This is a genomic window from Cobetia amphilecti, from assembly GCF_020217465.1.
Classification (GTDB): Bacteria; Pseudomonadota; Gammaproteobacteria; order Pseudomonadales; family Halomonadaceae; genus Cobetia; species Cobetia amphilecti.
In genome coordinates this window covers 2,932,392-2,951,095 of record NZ_CP084115.1, presented here as the reverse complement: position 1 = coordinate 2,951,095, position 18,704 = coordinate 2,932,392, and the positions used below count along the sequence as shown (strand labels likewise).

Sequence of the window (18,704 nt, the reverse complement as noted above, 5' to 3'; positions counted from 1 at the left end):
GCCTGGCACTCGCGATCACGAGGCCAGGCCGGGCGGCAGGCACGCCTTGCGGCGTGATCAGGCGAAATCGCTTATTCGGTGATTTCAGCGCTGGTGATGATCACGTCTTCTGCCGGCACGTCGGCGTGGCCGTCGCGACGGGTGGTCTTGACCGCTTCGATCTTCTCGACCACGTCCATGCCTTCGACGACCTTGCCGAACACGCAGTAACCCCAGCCCTGGCTGGTCTTGCTGGTGAAGTTCAGGAAGTCGTTGTCATTGACGTTGATGAAGAACTGGGCGCTGGCGGAGTGCGGGTCCATGGTGCGAGCCATGGCCACGGTGCCGCGGTCATTCTTGAGGCCGTTGTCGGCTTCGTTCTCGATCACGCCATTGGTCGGCTTCTGGTTGAAGTCGGTGTCAAAGCCACCGCCCTGAACCATGAAGCCCGGAATGACGCGGTGGAAAAGGACATTGCTGTAGTGGCCTTCACGCACGTACTGCTCGAAGTTGGCCGCGGTCTTCGGGGCCTTCTCGTGGTTGAGTTCGAGGGTGATATCGCCGTAGTTGGTGTGAAGAACGATCATTCGGGCTTCCCGGTCATCTGTCTTGCTCAAGTGTCAGGCAGGCGCGGCTTCATGGCATCGCCTGCGGGCGTCGCGCTATAATAGCGGCTTTGCATCCAGACACGAAAGCCTGAGCGGGCGGCAGGCGCGTGGATGCAGCCCCGATCATCCGTCTTGTTGTCCTTGCGCACGTTCGTTCAACCACATGACGACCCGCAATACGACGCCCAGGAACCACACAGAGGTGCAGCGAAACTTCATGAGTACCGAGACCCAGAGCGCCCCGAACTTCGTGCTTAACCAGATCCGCGAAGAACTCGAGGCCGGCCGTGCCGATAAGGTTGTCACGCGTTTCCCGCCGGAGCCTAACGGCTTCCTGCATATCGGGCACGCCAAGTCGATCTGTCTGAACTTCGGTCTGGCGCAGCAGCTCGGTGGCGATTGTCACCTGCGCTTCGATGACACCAACCCGGCCAAGGAAGAGCAGGCCTATATCGACGCCATCAAGGAAGACGTCGAATGGTTGGGCTTCGAGTGGGCCGGCAAGGTGCGCTTCGCTTCCGATTATTTCGACCAGCTCTATGCCTGGGCCCAGCACCTGGTGCGTGAAGGCAAGGCCTATGTCGATGACCTGTCGCCGGACGAGATTCGTGAATATCGTGGCACGCTGAAGGAGCCGGGTCGCCCGAGCCCGTACCGTGAGCGTAGCCCCGAGGAAAACCTCGATCTGCTCGAGCGCATGAAGAAGGGCGAATTCGGCGAGAGCGAGAAGGTGCTGCGTGCCCGTATCGACATGGCGGCGCCCAACATCAATCTGCGTGATCCGATTCTCTATCGTATCCGCCATGCCAGCCATCACCAGACCGGCGACAAGTGGAAGATCTACCCGTCCTACGATTTCACGCATGGTCAGTCCGATGCGCTGGAAGGCGTGACGCATTCCATCTGTACGCTGGAATTCGAGGACCATCGTCCGCTGTATGAGTGGTTCCTGGCCAACCTGCCGGTACCGGTCACGCCGCGTCAGATCGAGTTCGCGCGTCTGAACCTGGATTACACCGTCACCTCCAAGCGCAAGTTGAAGCTGCTGGTGGACGAGGGTGTCGTCGATGGCTGGGATGACCCGCGCATGCCGACCATCTCGGGCATGCGTCGTCGTGGCTACACGGCCGCTTCCATTCGCAAGTTCTGCGACATGATCGGCGTGAGCCGCGCGGATGGCGGCATGGTCGAGATCGGCATGCTGCACCACGCCATCCGTTCCGACCTGGAAGACAACGCGCTGCGGGCCATGTGCGTGCTCAATCCGCTCAAGGTGGTGTTGACCAACTTGCCGGAAGGTCATGAGGAAGTCTTCGAGGTGCCCGGCCATCCGGCACGTGACGACATGGGCACGCGCCAGATTCCGCTGACCCGTGAGCTGTGGATCGACGCCGATGACTTCATGGAAGATGCGCCGAAGAAGTTCTTCCGTCTCGCGCCCGAGAAGGAAGTGCGTCTGCGCAACGGTTACGTCATCCGCTGTGATGAAGTGATCAAGGATGAGGCCGGCGAGATCGTCGAGCTGCGTTGCAGTGTCGACCTCAATACCCTCGGCAAGAACCCGGAAGGCCGCAAGGTCAAGGGTGTCATCCACTGGGTCAGCGCCGAGCACGCAGTGCCGGTCGAGGTGCGTCAGTACGAGAACCTGTTCCTGGAAGCCGAGCCGGACCGTGACAAGGATGTCGACTTCCTTGAGCACCTCAATCCGGACTCGCTGAGCATCGTCAAGGGCTTCGGTGAGCCGAGCCTGCGCAATGCCGCGCCGGAAACGCGTTACCAGTTCGAGCGTATCGGCTACTTCGTCGCCGACCGCCATGACTGCGTCGATGGCGCGCTGGTCTTCAACCGTACCGTCAGCCTGAAGGACGGTTGGGCCAAGGCCCAGAAGAAGGGTTGATGGCAGCCAGGCCTCCTGAGGGAGGTCTGCTGGCATGACTTTTGACCCGCTTCACGGCCCGCAGGCTGATCCTGTACCTTCGATGACGAAGCTGCATGACCGGCCTGCGGGCCGCTCCATTTCGCAAGGCTGACAGCGCACTGTCAGCAAAGTAGCCAAGGGCGATGACTGAATGATTTCACTCGAAGATGCCGCGAGCACACTGTCCATCTACAGTACCCTGAGCCGGACCAAGGCACCCTTCGTGCCATTGGAAGGCAACAAGGTGCGCATGTACGTCTGTGGCGTGACGGTCTATGACCTCTGTCACATCGGCCATGCGCGTGTGATGGTGGCCTTCGACATCATCACGCGTTACCTGCGTGCGCGTGGCTATGACGTCACCTATGTGCGCAACATCACCGATATCGACGACAAGATCCTCAAGCGTGCCGACGAGAATGGCGAAGCCTTCGAGGCGCTGACCGAGCGCATGATCCAGGCGATGCACGAAGACGAGGGGCGTCTGGGGATCCTGCGTCCTGATCGCGAGCCACGCGCGACCGCGCACATCGGCGATATCATCACGATGACCGAGACGCTGATCGACAAGGGCTTTGCCTACGCGGCCAGCAACGGTGATGTCTACTACCGTGTGCGTCGTTTCGAGGGCTACGGCAAGCTCAACAACCGTCAGCTCGATGACATGCAGTCCGGCGCGCGCGTGGAAGTGGAAGAGGCCAAGGAAGACCCGCTCGACTTCGTGCTGTGGAAGGCCGCCAAGCCGGGCGAGGCCAGCTGGCCGTCTCCTTGGGGCGCGGGCCGTCCGGGCTGGCATATCGAGTGCTCCGCGATGTCGACCTGCTGCCTGGGCAACACCTTCGATATCCACGGCGGCGGGCCGGACCTGACCTTCCCGCATCACGAGAACGAGATCGCCCAGTCCGAAGCCGCCACTGGCCAGCAGTATGCCAATGTGTGGATGCACGCCGGCGCGGTGCGTGTCGGGCAGGACAAGATGTCCAAGTCGCTGGGCAACTTCTTCACGATTCGTGATGTGCTGGAGCAGCACAACCCGGAAGTGGTGCGTTATCTGCTGGTGGCTAGCCACTACCGCAGTGCGATCAGCTATGAAGCCAACTCGCTGGATGAGGCGCGTCGTTCGCTGGAGCGCTTCTACAATGCGCTGGAGAACGTCACGCCCGAACAGGGCGAGGTGTCAGGCGACTGGCGGACACGCTTCGTGGCTGCCATGGATGACGACTTCAATACGGCCGGTGCGCTGTCGGTGCTGTTCGAGCTGGCCCGCGAGCTGAACCGTGCCAAGAAGGAGGCACCGCAGCAGGCGCCGGCGCTGGCCTTCGAACTGACCGCGCTGGGCGGTCTGCTGGGACTGTTCGGCCAGGACCCGGCGGTCTTCCTCAAGGGCGATACTGCCGCATTGGCGTTGTCGGAAGACGAGATCCAGGCGCAGATCGAGGCGCGTGCTGCCGCCAAGAAGGCCAAGGATTTCGCGGGTGCTGACCGTATCCGTGACGAGCTGGCCGCTCAGGGCATCATCCTCAAGGATTCCCGCGAGGGGACGACCTGGGTGCTGGAAGGCTGATGCGGTTGGCATGACGCATTGTCGCCGCGAAAATGTCACCGCGAAAAAAACCGCCGTCCCGAGAGGGGCGGCGGTTTTTTATGGTCGGTCGGGCGGGGTCGCTCTCAGGCAGCGGTTGATCAGCTGGCGAGGCGCTTGACCATGGCCTCGACCATGCGCGAGGACTGGCGTGCGGCGACGTGCAGGAATTCCTCGAAGGACAGGCTGTTGTTGTCCTTGCCGGCGATGTCAGACAGCGCACGGATGACCACGAACGGCATCTCATAGACGAAGCAGGTCTGGGCGATGGCGGCGGCTTCCATCTCGGCGGCCAGCATGTCCGGGAAGCGTGAGCGAGTCAGCGCGACCAGTTCCGGGTCTGCCATGAAGATGTCACCGGTGCAGATCAGGCCTTCACGTGCCTTGATCTCGCCCTGGGCTTCGACGCACTCACGCGCGATCTTCACCAGTGCCGGGTCTGACGGGTAGGCGGCCGGCATCTGTGGCACCTGGCCGTATTCGTAGCCGAACACCACGGCATCGACGTCGTGGTGACGCACTTCGCTGGAGATGACCACGTCGCCGATCTCCAGATCAGAGGCGAAGCCCCCGGCGGAACCGGTGTTGATGATGGCATCCGGCTGGTAGCGCTCGATCAGCTGGCAGGCGCCCACGGCGGCATTGACCTTGCCGATGCCGGACTGCAGCAGCACTATCTTGAGGCCGTGCAGCTGGCCGACGTGGAAGGTGGAGCCGGCATGTTGAGTCGTGGTGCTGTCTTCCAGCAGCTCGGCGAGGATGGCGACTTCCTCGGCCATGGCGCCGATGATGCCAAGTGTCTTGAGGGACATGGTGAAATCCTGAAGCAAGGCCTGCGGGGCATCCTGTCATGCGATGCCCCGCGGCCGGGGGAGGTGTCAGCGAGAGGGTGCGTGCTTACTTGCCGGCCAGCTGAGCATCGTGCAGCTCGGCGGCGAACAGGGTGTTCTCCAGCAGCGAGGCAACGGTCATCGGGCCGACGCCGCCCGGTACCGGCGTGATCCAGCCTGCGCGCTCCGCCGCCGGGGCGAACTCCACGTCACCGACCAGCGAGCCGTTGTCGAGGCGGTTGATGCCCACATCGATGACGATGGCGCCTTCCTTGATCCACTCACCCTTGACCAGGCCCGGCTTGCCGACGCCGACCACGACGAGGTCTGCCTGGCGGACCTTGCTCTCCAGGTCCTTGGTGAAACGGTGACAGACGGTGGTAGTGCAGCCGGCCAGCATCAGCTCCAGTGACATCGGGCGACCGACGATGTTGGAGGCGCCCACGATGGTGGCGTCCATGCCGCGCACCTGCAGGCCGCTCTCGGACAGCAGCGTCATGATGCCCTTGGGGGTGCAGGGGCGCATTACCGGCAGGCGCTGCGCCAGACGACCGAGGTTGTAGGGGTGGAAGCCGTCCACGTCCTTGTCTGTACGGATGCGCTCGAGAATCGGGCGTGAATCGAGATGCGCCGGCAGCGGCAGCTGCACCAGGATGCCATCGATGCTGGTGTCGTCATTCAGCTGGTCGACCAGGGCTTCCAGTTCCTGCTGAGTGGTGTCAGCGGACAGGCGGTGCTGGGTGGAGAGAATGCCAGCCTTCTCGCAGGCGAGGTGCTTGTTGCGGACATAGACCTCGGAGGCCGCGTCTTCACCGACCAGCACGACGGCAAGCCCCGGAATACGTTCACCGGCATCACGACGCGCATCGACCTGACGGCCTACCTGTTGGCGTACGCGTTCGGCAATGGCCTTGCCATCTATCAGTTGTGCTGACATCAGCGATCATTCCTTCTCGTGGGCGATAAATGCAGGAGGGACAACGATGGCCAATTTTCGCATGCCTTGCCCTCCAGTCAACGCCGAATGACGACCTTGGTCGAAAGCTGTCATGGCCGTCAGGTCTTTCACCAGCGCTCGACAGTGCAGAAGACGGCTCCAGAAGGCAGGCGAGAGTGGGGTCATGCCATGCGGTTTCCGCCCTGATGCTCCCTCTGTAGAGGCGCAAGCAGAGGTAGAAGCAAAGGGAGAGACAAAAGGGGGAAGCAGAGAGCGGAGTAAGGAGAAGGCTGGGGGCGATGGGAGAGGGCGGATGGGAGAGGGCGGATGGCATAAAGGCAGAAGGCATAGGGACGATAGTCAGTCCACCGGCGGTGCTCAGCCGTCGCAAGTCATCACTGCGTCAGTGGCAGAGGCGATGACAGGTAAGGCGTCTTGTATCAGCAAGGAGAGATGTTGGAGGCTGCAGGGGTGAAAGCCCATGACATGACATTGGCATGACAGCGCGAGGGGCAAACGAATCTTTTGGAAAGAATTCACGTAAGGGCTTGACCGCAGACGAAAGTTCGGTAGAATACGCCTCGCATCGACGGGGTTCGACGGTCGGTTGAAGACGGTTTCGGGATATAGCGCAGTCTGGTAGCGCGCCTGCTTTGGGAGCAGGATGTCGGGGGTTCGAATCCCTCTATCCCGACCACTTGAATACAACATATCGCAAGGCTTCGGTCTTCTGAAACAGTATTCAGGGCTTTGTCCGGAGGTTGACTCGCAGCATTAGTTTCTGCGCCTATAGCTCAACCGGATAGAGCAACGGCCTTCTAAGCCGTAGGTTGCAGGTTCGAGTCCTGCTGGGCGTGCCATCGAGATAGCGATTCGTTATCGAAGTGGATGTCGGAATGCTCTTCATTGAGCCTGATGACTGCGACCAGACGATGTGAAGATGTTCATGCAGTGGTGGGTGTAGCTCAGTGGTAGAGCCCCGGATTGTGACTCCGGTGGTCGTGGGTTCGAACCCCATCATCCACCCCATTGCATGTCAGCTTGAGCAGTATCAACGAGATGGAGACGGCAGGCTTTCTGTCCAACCTCCAGAAGTGGTGGGTGTAGCTCAGTGGTAGAGCCCCGGATTGTGACTCCGGTGGTCGTGGGTTCGAACCCCATCATCCACCCCACGTCTCGATGAATATCAGGATGCTGCCTGGCCCACTTGGGCGGGCGGCATGCCGCAAAAGGGGGAGAAGGCCAATGGCTTTCTCCTCCTTTTTTTTGGTTTTTTCGCACTGCTCCATGCATGACGATTCCGGGTTGCCGGGCGCTCCAGGTGCCTGTCTGGCGGGTAGGTGGAGCAGAAAATGGCCGGGGTCCTTGAATAACTTGGACCAAGGCACCATATGAAAGGGTCATATCCGCGCTTGCCAGCGCGTGGCGGGGTTTCTACAATCTTCGCCTTTATGATTCGAACGCCACCAGTGGGTAGAGGAACTTTCATGCAAGCTTCTGTCGCAACGACTTCTCCGATCGAGCGCACGGTCACCATCACGGTGCCGGCTTCTGAAGTCGACCAGGCCGTCAACGCCCGTCTTCTGGAAACCGCCAAGACCGTTCGTCTGAACGGCTTCCGCAAGGGCCACGTGCCGATGGCAGTGGTGCAACAGCGTTACGGCAAGGACGTGCGCAACGAAATCGTTGGCGAGATCATGCGCCAGCATTACGTGACCGCCGTCACCGAAAACGAACTGAACCCGGCTGGCTGGCCGAAGATCGACGCGACCGTCGATGAAGCCGGCAAGGATCTGGAGTTCGTCGCGACTCTGGAAATCTACCCGGAAATCGAACTGAAGCCGATCGAAGGCGCTGAAATCGAGCGTCCGCAGGCCGAAGTGACCGACGCCGACGTCGAAGAGATGATCGAGACCCTGCGCAAGCAGAACGCCTCCTGGACCGACGTCGAGCGCGCTGCCGCTGACGGCGACCAGGTCAAGATCGACTTTGAAGGCTTCCTCGGTGAAGAGGCCTTCGAAGGCGGCAAGGCAGAAGGTCACGAGCTGGTGCTGGGCTCCAACAGCTTCATCCCGGGCTTCGAAGAGCAGCTGGTCGGCGCTGCTGCCGGCGACGATAAGGAAATCAAGGTTTCCTTCCCGGCTGACTACCAGGCCGAGCACCTCGCCGGTCAGGAAGCGACCTTCAAGGTCAAGGTCCATGCCGTCAAGGCTCAGGAACTGCCGGAAGTGAACGAAGAGTTCATCGCCCAGTTCGGCCTGGAAGCTGCCGATGTCGAAAGCTTCAAGGTGGAAGTGAAGAAGAACATGCAGCGTGAGCTGAAGAACGCGATCGAGAATCGCGTCAAGCAGCAGGTGCTGGCCGAACTGACCAAGGTCAACGACATCCTCGTGCCGCAGGCTCTGGCCGACCAGGAAATCGACGGTCTGAAGCGTCAGGCTGCACAGCAGTTCGGTCTGGGCGAAGACTTCGACGTCTCCCAGCTGCCGGGCGAACTGTTCCAGGACCAGGCGGTCCAGCGCGTCAAGACTGGCCTGCTGCTCAGCGAAGTCGTCAGCAGCAACGAGATGGATGTCAGCGACGAAGAGCTGAATGCTCGCGTTGAAGAAATGGCTCAGCAGTACCAGGACCCGGCTCAGGTCACCGAGTACTATGGTTCCAACGAACAGGCTCGCAACCAGCTCAAGTCCGTGCTGCTTGAAGAGAAGGCCGTTGACAAGCTGCTGGCACAGGCTCAGGTTAAGGACGTTGCCATGTCCTACCAGGAAGCCCTGCAGGCTGCACAGCAGCAGGAAGAAGCAGAAGAAGAGGCTGCTGAAGCCGAAGGCGAGCAAGCCTGAAGCTTGGTTGACCCCTAGTGCTTGCTAGACCAGGACCCGGCTACGGCCGGGTCTCTGGTCAGTGGGCGGGGTAAAGTGGCATGCTCAATGGATATCAATGTCATCGGATGAAGGAAGCCCCCATGAACGACTTCGACATCAAGAATGCTGGCGGTCTGGTTCCGATGGTTGTCGAGCAGAATGCTCGCGGCGAACGGGCCTATGACATCTATTCCCGCCTGCTGAAGGAACGGGTGATCTTCCTTGTGGGTCCGGTTGAGGATTACATGGCCAATCTGGTCGTGGCTCAGCTGTTGTTCCTCGAGTCTGAAAACCCGGACAAGGACATCCATCTGTACATCAACTCGCCGGGCGGCTCCGTGACTGCAGGGATGGCGATCTACGACACCATGCAGTTCATCAAGCCCGACGTGTCCACCGTGTGCATCGGCCAGGCAGCCAGCATGGGTGCCTTGCTGCTGGCAGGCGGTGCCGCCGGCAAGCGCTACGCGCTGCCGAATTCCCGCGTCATGATCCACCAGCCGCTGGGCGGCTATCAGGGTCAGGCCACGGATATCGAGATTCACACCAAGGAAATCCTGACCATCCGTGAGAAGCTCAATCGCATTCTCGCGCACCACACTGGCCAGGACTTCGACACCATTGCCAATGATACCGACCGTGACAACTTCATGGCGGCCAATCAGGCAGTGGAGTACGGCCTGATCGATGCCGTGCTGGAACGCCGTCCCGACGTGGAGTGATCCGCGTAAACGGCTGACCTGACGTCGGCAAACATGCATTTCCGGCGGCTCCCCGGGGAGTCGCCGCCATTGAGAGGTACGCGAATGGCTGACGGCAAAGGCAAGGACGAGAACGGCAAACTGCTGTACTGCTCCTTCTGTGGCAAGAACCAGAATGAAGTGCGCAAGCTGATCGCGGGACCTTCCGTCTACATCTGCGACGAATGTGTCGATCTGTGCAATGACATCATTCGCGAAGAGGTCCTCGAAGCCGACGCCGAAGGTGATGATGATCGCCTGCCGGCGCCGCGTGAGATTCGTTCCACTCTCGACGATTACGTGATCGGCCAGGACCGCGCCAAGCGTGTGCTGTCCGTGGCGGTGTACAACCACTACAAGCGTCTGCGCGCCGGTCAGAAGGCCGCGGATGAAGTGGAACTGGGCAAGTCCAACATCCTGCTCATCGGCCCGACCGGTAGCGGCAAGACGCTGCTGGCCGAGACGCTGGCGCGCCTGTTGAACGTCCCGTTCACCATCGCGGATGCGACCACCCTGACCGAAGCGGGCTATGTCGGTGAGGACGTCGAGAACATCATCCAGAAGCTGCTGCAGAAATGCGATTACGATGTCGAGAAGGCCGAGCGTGGCATTGTCTACATCGATGAGATCGACAAGATCTCGCGCAAGTCCGACAACCCCTCCATCACGCGTGATGTCTCGGGTGAAGGCGTGCAGCAGGCACTGCTCAAGCTGATCGAGGGCACCACTGCCTCGGTGCCGCCGCAGGGCGGTCGCAAGCACCCTCAGCAGGAATTCCTGCAGGTGAATACCGGCAACATCCTGTTCATCGTCGGCGGTGCTTTCGCCGGGCTGGACAAGGTGATCCGCGAACGCGCCGAGAAGGGTGGCATCGGCTTCAATGCCGAGGTCAAGAGCAAGCAGGACGAGAAGACCGTGGGTCGCGTGCTGGCAGACGTCGAGCCGGGTGATCTGGTCAAGTTCGGTCTCATTCCCGAGTTCGTTGGCCGCCTGCCGGTCATCGCGACACTGACCGAGCTGGACGAAGATGCCCTGGTGCAGATTCTGACCGAGCCGAAGAACTCGCTGGTCAAGCAGTACTCGCGCCTGTTCGAGATGGAAGATGTCGAGCTGGACCTGCGTGAAGATGCGCTGCGTGCCGTGGCTCGCAAGGCCATCGAGCGTCGTACCGGCGCACGTGGTCTGCGCTCGATCCTCGAGTCCGTGCTGCTCGACACCATGTATGACATCCCGTCCGAGGAGAGTGTCAGCAAGGTGGTGGTGGATGAGTCGGTGATTGCCGGCGACAGCAAGCCGCTGCTGATCTACTCCAAGAACGAAGAGAGTCAGGGCAAGGTGGCCGGCAAGGACGGCTGAAACGTCCGGGCCTGAGTCGCACCAACGGGGGGCCGCAAGGCCCCCCGTTGCGTTTGCGCTCGCAAGCCATCCTTACTGTGATGCATTCGCGGGTCACGCACGGCTTCATTCAGCGTTGAGTTACCGCCAGGCGTGTCGGGATCATTGCAAAATCATGACCTTGCCCCCATGGTCTCAGTATCAAAGTGCCGTGTGAGGCGGCCCACCCACAGAATACCGAGGAACGTCTGCCATGGAGCAGAACGAAGATCAGACCCTGACACTTCCGCTGCTGCCGCTGCGGGATGTGGTGGTCTATCCCCAGATGGTGATTCCGCTGTTCGTCGGCCGGGAAAAGTCGATCCAGGCCCTCGAAGTGGCCATGGAAGGCGACAAGAAGATCCTGCTTGCGGCGCAGCGTGAAGCCAGCCAGGACGACCCGACGGCGGAAGACCTGTTCGCCATCGGCACCGTTGCCGACATCATGCAGCTGCTCAAGCTTCCCGATGGTACCGTCAAGGTGCTGATCGAGGGCAGCTCGCGCGCCGATATCCAGGCGATTCGCCTGCACGACGACGGCCACAGCATCGCCGACGTCGCGCTGCGTGACAGCCAGCCGCTGTCCGAGCGGGAGCAGGAAACCCTGGTGCGCGTGCTGCTCAACCAGTTCGAGCAGTATGTGAAGCTTTCCAAGAAGGTGCCCAACGAGGTGCTGGGCAGCCTGCAGGGCATTGAAGACCCGAGCCGTCTGGTGGACACCATCAGTGCGCATCTGTCGCTGGGCATCAATGACAAGCAGGCGCTGCTCGAGATGGACAAGGTGCGTGACCGCATCGAGCACCTGATGACGCTGATCGAAGCGGAGATCGACCTGTTGCAGGTCGAAAAGCGCATTCGTACCCGCGTCAAGGAGCAGATGGAGAAGTCGCAGCGCGAGTACTACCTCAATGAGCAGATGAAGGCCATCCAGAAGGAAATGGGTGAGCTGGATGACGTGCCCAACGAGGTCGAGCAGTACGAGCGTCGCATCAAGGACGCCGGCATGCCGAAGGAGGCAGAGGAGAAGGCCACCCAGGAGCTCAACAAGCTCAAGATGATGGGGCCGACTTCCGCCGAGGCGACCGTGGTGCGCACCTACCTGGACTGGCTGTGCGACGTGCCGTGGAAGAAGCGCACGCGTGTGCGTCATGACATCGACCACGCCGCCAAGGTGCTGGACGAGGACCACTACGGTCTGGATGAGGTCAAGGAACGCATCCTTGAGTATCTCGCCGTGCAGAAGCGCGTCAAGAAGCTCAAGGGGCCAGTGCTGTGTCTGGTCGGTCCGCCAGGTGTCGGCAAGACCTCGCTGGGCAAGTCCATCGCACGTGCCACCAACCGCCAGTACACCCGTATGGCGCTGGGCGGCGTGCGCGATGAGTCCGAGATCCGCGGTCACCGTCGCACCTATATCGGGGCACTGCCGGGCAAGATCATCCAGCGCATGGCCAAGACGGGCGTGAAGAATCCGCTGGTGCTGCTCGACGAGATCGACAAGCTGGGCATGGACCACCGCGGTGATCCGGCCTCGGCGCTGCTTGAGGTGCTGGACCCGGAGCAGAACGACAAGTTCGCCGATCACTACCTCGAGCTTGATTACGATCTGTCCGAGACCCTGTTCATCTGTACGTCCAACTCGATGAACATTCCGGGCCCGCTGCGCGATCGCATGGAAATCATCCGTCTGCCGGGTTACACCGAAGACGAGAAGCTGGCCATCGCGATGCGCTACCTGGCGCCCAAGCAGCTCAAGGCCAATGGTCTGAAGCCGGGCGAGCTGACCTTCAGCGAAGCCTCCGTGCTCGAGCTGATCCGTTACTACTCGCGTGAAGCCGGTGTGCGTGAACTTGAGCGCCAGCTCGCCAAGGTCTGCCGCAAGATCGTGCGTGAGCGTGTGGTCGCCGAGGCAAAGGAGGGTGCACTGTCTTCCATGCACCTTGAGGCCGAGCAGGTCGAACACTACGCGGGTGTGCGCAAGTACAGCTTCGGCCTTGCCGATGCCGAGGACCAGATCGGGCGTGTCACCGGCCTGGCCTGGACCTCCGTCGGCGGTGAGCTGCTGACCATCGAGTCTGTCGTCACGCCGGGCAAGGGCCGTGTCAGCAAGACCGGGTCACTGGGCGACGTCATGAAGGAATCGGTGAGTGCGGCCCACACCGTGGTGCGTGCGCGTGCCGAGGCCTTCGGTATCGAGGCTGAGCGCTTCGAGAAGGAAGACCTGCACATTCACGTGCCGGAAGGCGCCACGCCCAAGGACGGCCCCAGTGCGGGCGCTGCCATGGTCACCGCGATGGTATCCGCTTACTGTGGACGCCCCGTGCGCTGTGACGTGGCAATGACCGGTGAGGTCAACCTGCGCGGCGAAGTCATGCCGATCGGTGGCCTCAAGGAGAAATTGCTGGCGGCGCGACGCGGTGGTATAAAGCTTGTGCTGATTCCCGAGGAAAATCGCCGTGACCTCAAGGAGGTTCCGGACACCATCAAGGATGCACTCGATATTCGGCCGGTGCGCTGGATCGACGAAGTGCTTGAGGTGGCTCTAGCAGAAAAGTCTACTGCTGAGAAGGACGATTCTCGTTCAGACGATGCCAGTGGTCGTCAGACAATGATCAGTACACATTGACGGGATTTTTTTGGCCATGCCGCTGTCGAAACGGCGGCGTGGTGCGGTTTTGCGCGTGAGGTTGCTTGACAGTCGTTTGAGGGCGTTGCTATAAACTCCGCTTCGTCGCGATCGCGTTTAGCACCCGTAATTTTCGCGCTGATTTCTGGTAATTTTTGCAAATTCAAGGGGTGAAGAGTGAATAAATCCGAGCTGATCGAAGCCATTGCTGCATCTGCCGATATTCCGAAAGCAGCAGCTAGCCGTGCACTCGATGCGATGGTCGACACCGTCACTGATAGCCTGAAGAAGGGTGAGACCGTGGCACTGGTCGGGTTCGGCACCTTTATTGTCAAGGAACGTGCTGCACGTACTGGCCGTAACCCGCAGACTGGCGCTCCGATCGAGATCAGTGCTGCCAAGGTGCCGAGCTTCAAGGCTGGCAAGGCACTGAAAGACGCCGTCAACTGAGGTCTGCCTGCTTCGCAGGCACCCGGTGGCGCGGTACCGGTTCGGGAGTGGTCTGATGACTGCCGAACCGGCACCAGAACATCGAAGCGCATCGCCTGGCGATGCGCTTTTTTTGTGGCTGAACCCGGCCATGTCGGCAGGGCGCAAGCGTTCGATGACCCTGGCGAGTCAGTCAGTCGTGCAAAGTCACCTGCATCTGTCTGCGGCATGCGTATAATCATCAGTCACTGAGTCGCGGCCCTTGTGGCCATTCCAATCCCTGTAGTTCGAGGCCTGCATGCTGCAACGAATTCGAGACCGGTCGCATGGCTGGGTGGCCAAGACGATCGTTGGTTTCATTGTCGTCACCTTTGCCTTCTTTGGTGTTGAGTCGATCATTGGCGCCTTCACTGCCAGCAGTGACGACGTGGCCACGGTCAATGGCGATACCATCAGCCGTCAGGCGGTGGAAACCGAAGTCCAGCGTGCCATCCGTTCTGGCCAGGTAGCGCCGGAACAGGAGCGCGAAGCACGCAATCAGATCATCAACCAGATGATCGATTCCCGCCTGCTGGATCAATACGCCGAGGAAGGCGGCCTGCACATGTCCGATGCGCAGCTCGATCAACTGATCGTGAGCATTCCGGACTTCCAGGACGACAAGGGACGCTTCGATGCCGACCTGTTCCGCAATCGTCTGGCCAGCGCCGGCTATTCGCCCACCTCCTTCCGTCAGCAGCTGAGCAGCGACACCCTGCGCCAGCAGTTGACCGACGGCTTTGCCGCCAGTGCCTTCGTGCTGCCGGGCGAAGAAGAGAAGCTCAGCCAGCTGCAGCGTCAGACGCGCACCTTCCGCTATGCCACGCTGAGCAGTGCGGACCTCGATGCGCCGGTGACGGTCAGCGAAGACGAGCTCAAGGCCTGGTATGACAGCCACCAGGACAACTACCGCCGCCCGGCACAGGTCAAGCTGGCCTACGTGCTGCTGGACCAGAATGAACTGGCCAGCGGTGGCGATATCAGCGAAGACACGCTCAAGGCCGAATATGCGGCCAAGCGTGCCGACGCGCCGCGGGAAATCGCGCACATCATGGTCGAGAAGGGTGACGATGATGCGGCGGCACGTGCCAAGCTCGAGGGTGCACGTGACGCGCTCGCCAACGGCGAAGACTTCGCCAAGGTGGCGGCCGAGGTCTCCGAAGACAGCTCCACGGCCGAGGACGGCGGTGAGCTTGGCGTGATCACCCGCGGTATCTTCGGTGAAGACTTCGACGATGCGGCCTTCGCACTGGATGAAGGTCAGGTCTCGGATATCGTCGATACCGGCGACAGCCTGCACCTGATCAAGGTGACCGGTCTGGACATCGCGCCCTTCGAGGACATGCGCGACGAGCTGCTGACGCAAGCCCGTCAGGCCGCTTCCCGCGATACCTTCAACGAGAAGGCGCAGCAGCTGAAGGACGAGAGCTTCGCGGCGGATGATCTGGCCAGCGTCGCCGAGGATCTGGACCTGCCGCTGAAGAAGACCGACTGGGTCGCGCAGGAAAATGATGACGAACTGCTGTCCGAGCCGGGTGTGATGGCGGCAGCCTTCGGTGACGAAGTGCTGGAAGAGGGCTACAACAGTGACGTCATCGAACTGGATGACAGCCGTCGTCTGGTGCTGCGTGTCCTCGAGCAGCGTTCGGCCACCACGCTGGCGCTGGATGAGGTCAAGCAGCAGGTTCAGCGCGAAGCCAAGGCCGACAAGACCGCCAAGGCACTCGAGGCACTGGCCGAGAAGCGTCTGGAGACGCTGCGCCAGGGCGGATCACTCGAGGGGATCGACTGGCAGCAGGCTGATGACGTCAGCCGTCAGGCCAGCACCCAGCTGCCGCAGAGTCTGGTCAAGCAGGCCTTCACGCTGGCGCACCCGCAGGATGGCCAGCCGGTCTACGGCAAGGCGTCGCTCAGTGGTGGCATCGCGCTGATCGCCCTGACGGAGATCGGCGAGGCCGAGCCGGGCGAGATGGACCAGTTCCTCTCGCGTCTGGCCACGCGTCTGCGTGCTCAGGCTGCTGTCACGGGTCTGCAGGAATCTCTGCGTGAGCGTGCCGAGATCGAGCGCAACTGATCGAGCGCAAATGAGCCAGGCTACTGGCGTGGGCAGCTTTCCCTGCCAATGAGACCGTCACCCCTTGGGGTGGCGGTCTTTTTTTGGTTCAAGCCATTGGGTTCAAGCCAATGGGCTCAAGCCTCGCAGGCTCAGGTATCGAAGCTCAGGCCGCGAGGCTGCGTGCGGGTGTGGCGTCAGGTCATGAGCTTGGTGTCAGGTCACGAGTCTTGTATCAAGTCACGAGCCCAGCCGCTGACGCAGGCGCTGGGAGAGTTCGCGGTGACGGGCCTGAATGCCCGTGGAGAGCGTCTGGCGCAGCCAGCGGTGGCCGGCGTCATGGTGCAGGCGTTCGTGCCACACCAGCCAGTAGGAGAAGCGATTGAGGGTGATGGGCAGCGGACGCAGGGCCAGCGGCAGCTGATCGAGCATGCTGATGGCCAGACAGCCCGGCACGCACAGCAGCAGGTCGCTGTGGCAGCTGACACTGAAGGCGGCCAGAAAATGAGGCTGGCGCATGACGACCTGACGACTCAGTCCCAGTTCCGCCAGCTTGAGGTCCACCGCGCCTCGCTCATCGCCACCCATGCTGATCAGTTGGTGACTGGCGGCGAGGAAGTCCTCTAGGCTCAAGGTCTCCTTCGCTGCCAGCGGATGGTCCTTGCGCATCACGCAGACGAACTGGTCATCCCCGATCTCGCGACCATGCACGCCGGCCGGCACCCTGGCGGTGGGCACGCACATCGCAAGCTCCGGCCCGCCTTCTTCCAGCTGCTGTTCGACATTGCCGCCATAGGCCTGGATATCCAGACGGATGCCGGGCGCCTGCTCGTGCAGCGGGGCGATCTGGGGCGCGACGAAGGCGTGCATGCCGTAATCGGTGGTGGCCAGCTGAAAGCGACGTTGGCTATCTTCAGGCGAGAACTCGGGCGGTGCCAGCAGGGCGCCCAGCTCCTGCAGCAGTCGGGCGAGGGGCTGCCTGAGGGCCTCTGCGCGGGCGGTGGGGCGCAGACCGCGTTGCGCGCGCACGAACAGGGGGTCATCGAAGGCCTCGCGCAGCCGGCTCAGGGTGCGGGACACCGCAGGCTGGCTCAGGTTGAGGCGCTCAGCGGCCCGCGACACGCTGCGGGTTTCCAGCAGCGCATGCAGCGCGACCAGCGTATTGAGATCATGGCGGGCAAGTTCAGCCAGGTGCATGGCAAGCGGTTCCCGGTAGCGAGGCGGCCCAGTCACTGGGATGAAAGTGTGCAGTTTCAACCGCACATGATATCAGTCTCATGCATACCGAGATTCAGTTTCTGTCATTGGTGTGATATCGGTAGCGCGCGTAATCTGGGAGCACTTCGTCGCCGAGCAACGCTTGCGGCGGCCAGTCGTCACAGGGTTGAGGCCTCGGGCCTGCGGCCTGATGACGATTCTGATCACATGTCGTTTGACCAGATCATTCGCAAGGAGCATTGCATGCAGACACGCTATTACACGATCACTGACTATCCGAAAGGCACCCCGGAACGCGATCTGTTCCAGTTGCGCGAAGAGGAGCTGAGCGAGCTCGGCGAAGGCGAGGTGCGCATTCGCAACAGCTGGCTGTCCGTGGATCCCTACATGCGTGGCCGCATGAGCGGCGTGAAGACCTATATCGACCCCTTCGAGCTCAATGAGCCACTGCAGGGCGCAGCCGTCGGTGAAGTGATCGAGTCACGTGACTCTCGCTTCAAGAGCGGCGACAAGGTACGTCACATGGGCGGCTGGCGTGATATCGCACAGCTCTCAGGTGACCAGGTCGAACCGCTGCCAAGCATCGATGTGCCGGAGCAGGCCTACCTGGGCGTGCTGGGCATGCCGGGCATGACCGCCTGGACCGGCCTCAACATCATCGCCGAGATGAAAGAGGGCGATAACGTGCTGGTCAGCGCGGCCTCCGGTGCGGTCGGCTCGCTCGCCGTCCAGCTGGCCAAGGCCAAGGGCGGCACCGTCGTCGGCATCGCCGGCAGCCAGGAAAAGCTCGATTGGCTGGAAGCGCGGGGCGTCAAGGCGGTCAGCTACAAGGGCAAGGACGCCGAGCAGCTGACGAAGGCGCTCAAGGAAGTCTGCCCGGACGGCTTCGATGTCTACTACGAGAATGTCGGCGGTGATTGCCTGGTGGCGGCGCTGAACAACCTGAATGTCGGCGCACGCATCGCCGTCTGCGGCATGATCTCCAGCTACAACGATACCGAGGCGGCGCCAGGCCCCTCGAACATCTCGATGATCCTGATCCGCCGTGCGCGCATGCAAGGCTTCATCGTCTTCGATCACTGGCAGAACTACAGCCGCTTCCTCGAAGAGGTAGGGCCGCAGGTCGCCAAGGGCGATATCGACTACGAAGAGACGGTGGAAGAAGGGCTCGAGCAGACGCCGGACGCCTTCCTCAAGCTGTTCTCGGGTGCCAACAAGGGCAAGATGCTGGTGCGTCTCTGATCTTAGAACTGAGTGCTGAGAGCTGCGACAGCATTACTGAAGATCCGGGCTGAAGACCCGAACACCTGACGCCGCGCGTATGCGCGCTGCTCAGGCAGTCACGAAAGGCTCGCTGCGGCGGGCCTTTTGCGTGGGTGGCCAAGCGTTTGCCATCACGCATTCCTGTTCATCACGAATTCCTGTTCATCACGCATTACTGGTCGTCAAATATCACTGGTCATCAGTATTGGTGACTCTCACGAACCAAAGACGTGCGGCCTGCGCTCTACTT

At 61.4% G+C, this 18,704-nt stretch carries 13 protein-coding genes and 4 tRNA genes; 13 read left to right on the top strand and 4 right to left on the bottom strand.

The annotated features are described in order from the left end of the window. Positions 1 to 71: 71 nt before the first annotated feature. The gene (locus tag LCW13_RS12405) at positions 72 to 566 is read right to left on the bottom strand and encodes a peptidylprolyl isomerase (RefSeq protein ID WP_043331309.1); all 495 of its coding nucleotides are present in this window, start codon (positions 564 to 566) and stop codon (positions 72 to 74) included. 238 nt (positions 567 to 804) lie between these two features. On the opposite strand from LCW13_RS12405, the gene LCW13_RS12400 reads away from it, so the two are divergent. Continuing rightward, positions 805 to 2,484, top strand: coding sequence for a glutamine--tRNA ligase/YqeY domain fusion protein (locus tag LCW13_RS12400; RefSeq protein ID WP_225347042.1), 1,680 nt, complete (start codon positions 805 to 807; stop codon positions 2,482 to 2,484). Between the two features lie 202 nt (positions 2,485 to 2,686). Further along, a complete protein-coding gene (gene cysS, locus LCW13_RS12395) occupies positions 2,687 to 4,069 on the top strand; it encodes a cysteine--tRNA ligase (RefSeq protein ID WP_225348156.1) in 1,383 nt (460 codons plus the stop codon). 119 nt (positions 4,070 to 4,188) lie between these two features. Here the strand turns inward: cysS and mtnN are convergent, their stop codons facing one another. Together mtnN and folD are read right to left on the bottom strand one after the other, a co-directional pair. Further along, positions 4,189 to 4,899 (bottom strand): 5'-methylthioadenosine/S-adenosylhomocysteine nucleosidase, encoded by a 711-nt coding sequence (gene mtnN, locus LCW13_RS12390; protein WP_225347041.1) that lies wholly within the window; start codon positions 4,897 to 4,899, stop codon positions 4,189 to 4,191. A gap of 85 nt (positions 4,900 to 4,984) precedes the next feature. Continuing rightward, on the bottom strand, positions 4,985 to 5,854 hold the full coding sequence (folD, locus tag LCW13_RS12385) for a bifunctional methylenetetrahydrofolate dehydrogenase/methenyltetrahydrofolate cyclohydrolase FolD (RefSeq protein ID WP_054555494.1): 870 nt from the start codon (positions 5,852 to 5,854) through the stop codon (positions 4,985 to 4,987). A 620-nt stretch (positions 5,855 to 6,474) separates the two neighbouring features. On the opposite strand from folD, the gene LCW13_RS12380 reads away from it, so the two are divergent. The 10 genes from LCW13_RS12380 to LCW13_RS12335 all read left to right on the top strand — a co-directional run bounded on the left by LCW13_RS12380 (position 6,475) and on the right by LCW13_RS12335 (position 15,994). Beyond that, a tRNA-Pro gene (locus LCW13_RS12380) sits at positions 6,475 to 6,551 on the top strand. Positions 6,552 to 6,637: 86 nt separating this feature from the next. Then, positions 6,638 to 6,714: transfer RNA gene (locus LCW13_RS12375), tRNA-Arg, on the top strand. 94 nt (positions 6,715 to 6,808) lie between these two features. Then, positions 6,809 to 6,883 (top strand) — tRNA-His (locus LCW13_RS12370). A gap of 68 nt (positions 6,884 to 6,951) precedes the next feature. Continuing rightward, positions 6,952 to 7,026: transfer RNA gene (locus LCW13_RS12365), tRNA-His, on the top strand. Between the two features lie 315 nt (positions 7,027 to 7,341). Continuing rightward, the gene (gene tig, locus LCW13_RS12360; protein WP_225347040.1) at positions 7,342 to 8,694 is read left to right on the top strand and encodes a trigger factor; all 1,353 of its coding nucleotides are present in this window, start codon (positions 7,342 to 7,344) and stop codon (positions 8,692 to 8,694) included. A gap of 122 nt (positions 8,695 to 8,816) precedes the next feature. Next, on the top strand, positions 8,817 to 9,437 hold the full coding sequence (gene clpP / locus LCW13_RS12355; protein ID WP_043331300.1) for an ATP-dependent Clp endopeptidase proteolytic subunit ClpP: 621 nt from the start codon (positions 8,817 to 8,819) through the stop codon (positions 9,435 to 9,437). Between the two features lie 84 nt (positions 9,438 to 9,521). After that, on the top strand, positions 9,522 to 10,811 hold the full coding sequence (clpX, locus tag LCW13_RS12350; protein WP_043331299.1) for an ATP-dependent Clp protease ATP-binding subunit ClpX: 1,290 nt from the start codon (positions 9,522 to 9,524) through the stop codon (positions 10,809 to 10,811). A gap of 232 nt (positions 10,812 to 11,043) precedes the next feature. Next, on the top strand, positions 11,044 to 13,452 hold the full coding sequence (lon, locus tag LCW13_RS12345; protein ID WP_107336273.1) for an endopeptidase La: 2,409 nt from the start codon (positions 11,044 to 11,046) through the stop codon (positions 13,450 to 13,452). Between the two features lie 177 nt (positions 13,453 to 13,629). Next, a complete protein-coding gene (locus LCW13_RS12340) occupies positions 13,630 to 13,902 on the top strand; it encodes an HU family DNA-binding protein (protein WP_043331296.1) in 273 nt (90 codons plus the stop codon). 277 nt (positions 13,903 to 14,179) lie between these two features. Further along, complete coding sequence (locus tag LCW13_RS12335; RefSeq protein ID WP_225347039.1) at positions 14,180 to 15,994, top strand: SurA N-terminal domain-containing protein; 1,815 nt, start codon at positions 14,180 to 14,182, stop codon at positions 15,992 to 15,994. A 219-nt stretch (positions 15,995 to 16,213) separates the two neighbouring features. Here the strand turns inward: LCW13_RS12335 and LCW13_RS12330 are convergent, their stop codons facing one another. Next, positions 16,214 to 17,170 carry a LysR family transcriptional regulator gene (locus tag LCW13_RS12330; protein ID WP_225347038.1) on the bottom strand — a complete coding sequence of 319 codons (957 nt, stop codon included), beginning with the start codon at positions 17,168 to 17,170 and terminating at the stop codon, positions 16,214 to 16,216. A gap of 264 nt (positions 17,171 to 17,434) precedes the next feature. Between LCW13_RS12330 and LCW13_RS12325 the strand changes: the two genes are divergently transcribed. Next, positions 17,435 to 18,433, top strand: coding sequence for an NADP-dependent oxidoreductase (locus tag LCW13_RS12325; RefSeq protein WP_225347037.1), 999 nt, complete (start codon positions 17,435 to 17,437; stop codon positions 18,431 to 18,433). The last annotated feature ends 271 nt before the right edge of the window (positions 18,434 to 18,704 follow it).

Coding starts and splice junctions, on each gene's coding strand:
- lon (WP_107336273.1), top strand. CDS start 11,044: ATGGAGCAGAACGAAGATCAGACCCTGACACTTCCGCTGCTGCCGCTG.
- LCW13_RS12335 (WP_225347039.1), top strand. CDS start 14,180: ATGCTGCAACGAATTCGAGACCGGTCGCATGGCTGGGTGGCCAAGACG.
- mtnN (WP_225347041.1), bottom strand. CDS start 4,899: ATGTCCCTCAAGACACTTGGCATCATCGGCGCCATGGCCGAGGAAGTC.
- clpX (WP_043331299.1), top strand. CDS start 9,522: ATGGCTGACGGCAAAGGCAAGGACGAGAACGGCAAACTGCTGTACTGC.
- LCW13_RS12330 (WP_225347038.1), bottom strand. CDS start 17,170: ATGCACCTGGCTGAACTTGCCCGCCATGATCTCAATACGCTGGTCGCG.
- folD (WP_054555494.1), bottom strand. CDS start 5,854: ATGTCAGCACAACTGATAGATGGCAAGGCCATTGCCGAACGCGTACGC.
- clpP (WP_043331300.1), top strand. CDS start 8,817: ATGAACGACTTCGACATCAAGAATGCTGGCGGTCTGGTTCCGATGGTT.
- tig (WP_225347040.1), top strand. CDS start 7,342: ATGCAAGCTTCTGTCGCAACGACTTCTCCGATCGAGCGCACGGTCACC.
- LCW13_RS12325 (WP_225347037.1), top strand. CDS start 17,435: ATGCAGACACGCTATTACACGATCACTGACTATCCGAAAGGCACCCCG.
- LCW13_RS12400 (WP_225347042.1), top strand. CDS start 805: ATGAGTACCGAGACCCAGAGCGCCCCGAACTTCGTGCTTAACCAGATC.
- LCW13_RS12405 (WP_043331309.1), bottom strand. CDS start 566: ATGATCGTTCTTCACACCAACTACGGCGATATCACCCTCGAACTCAAC.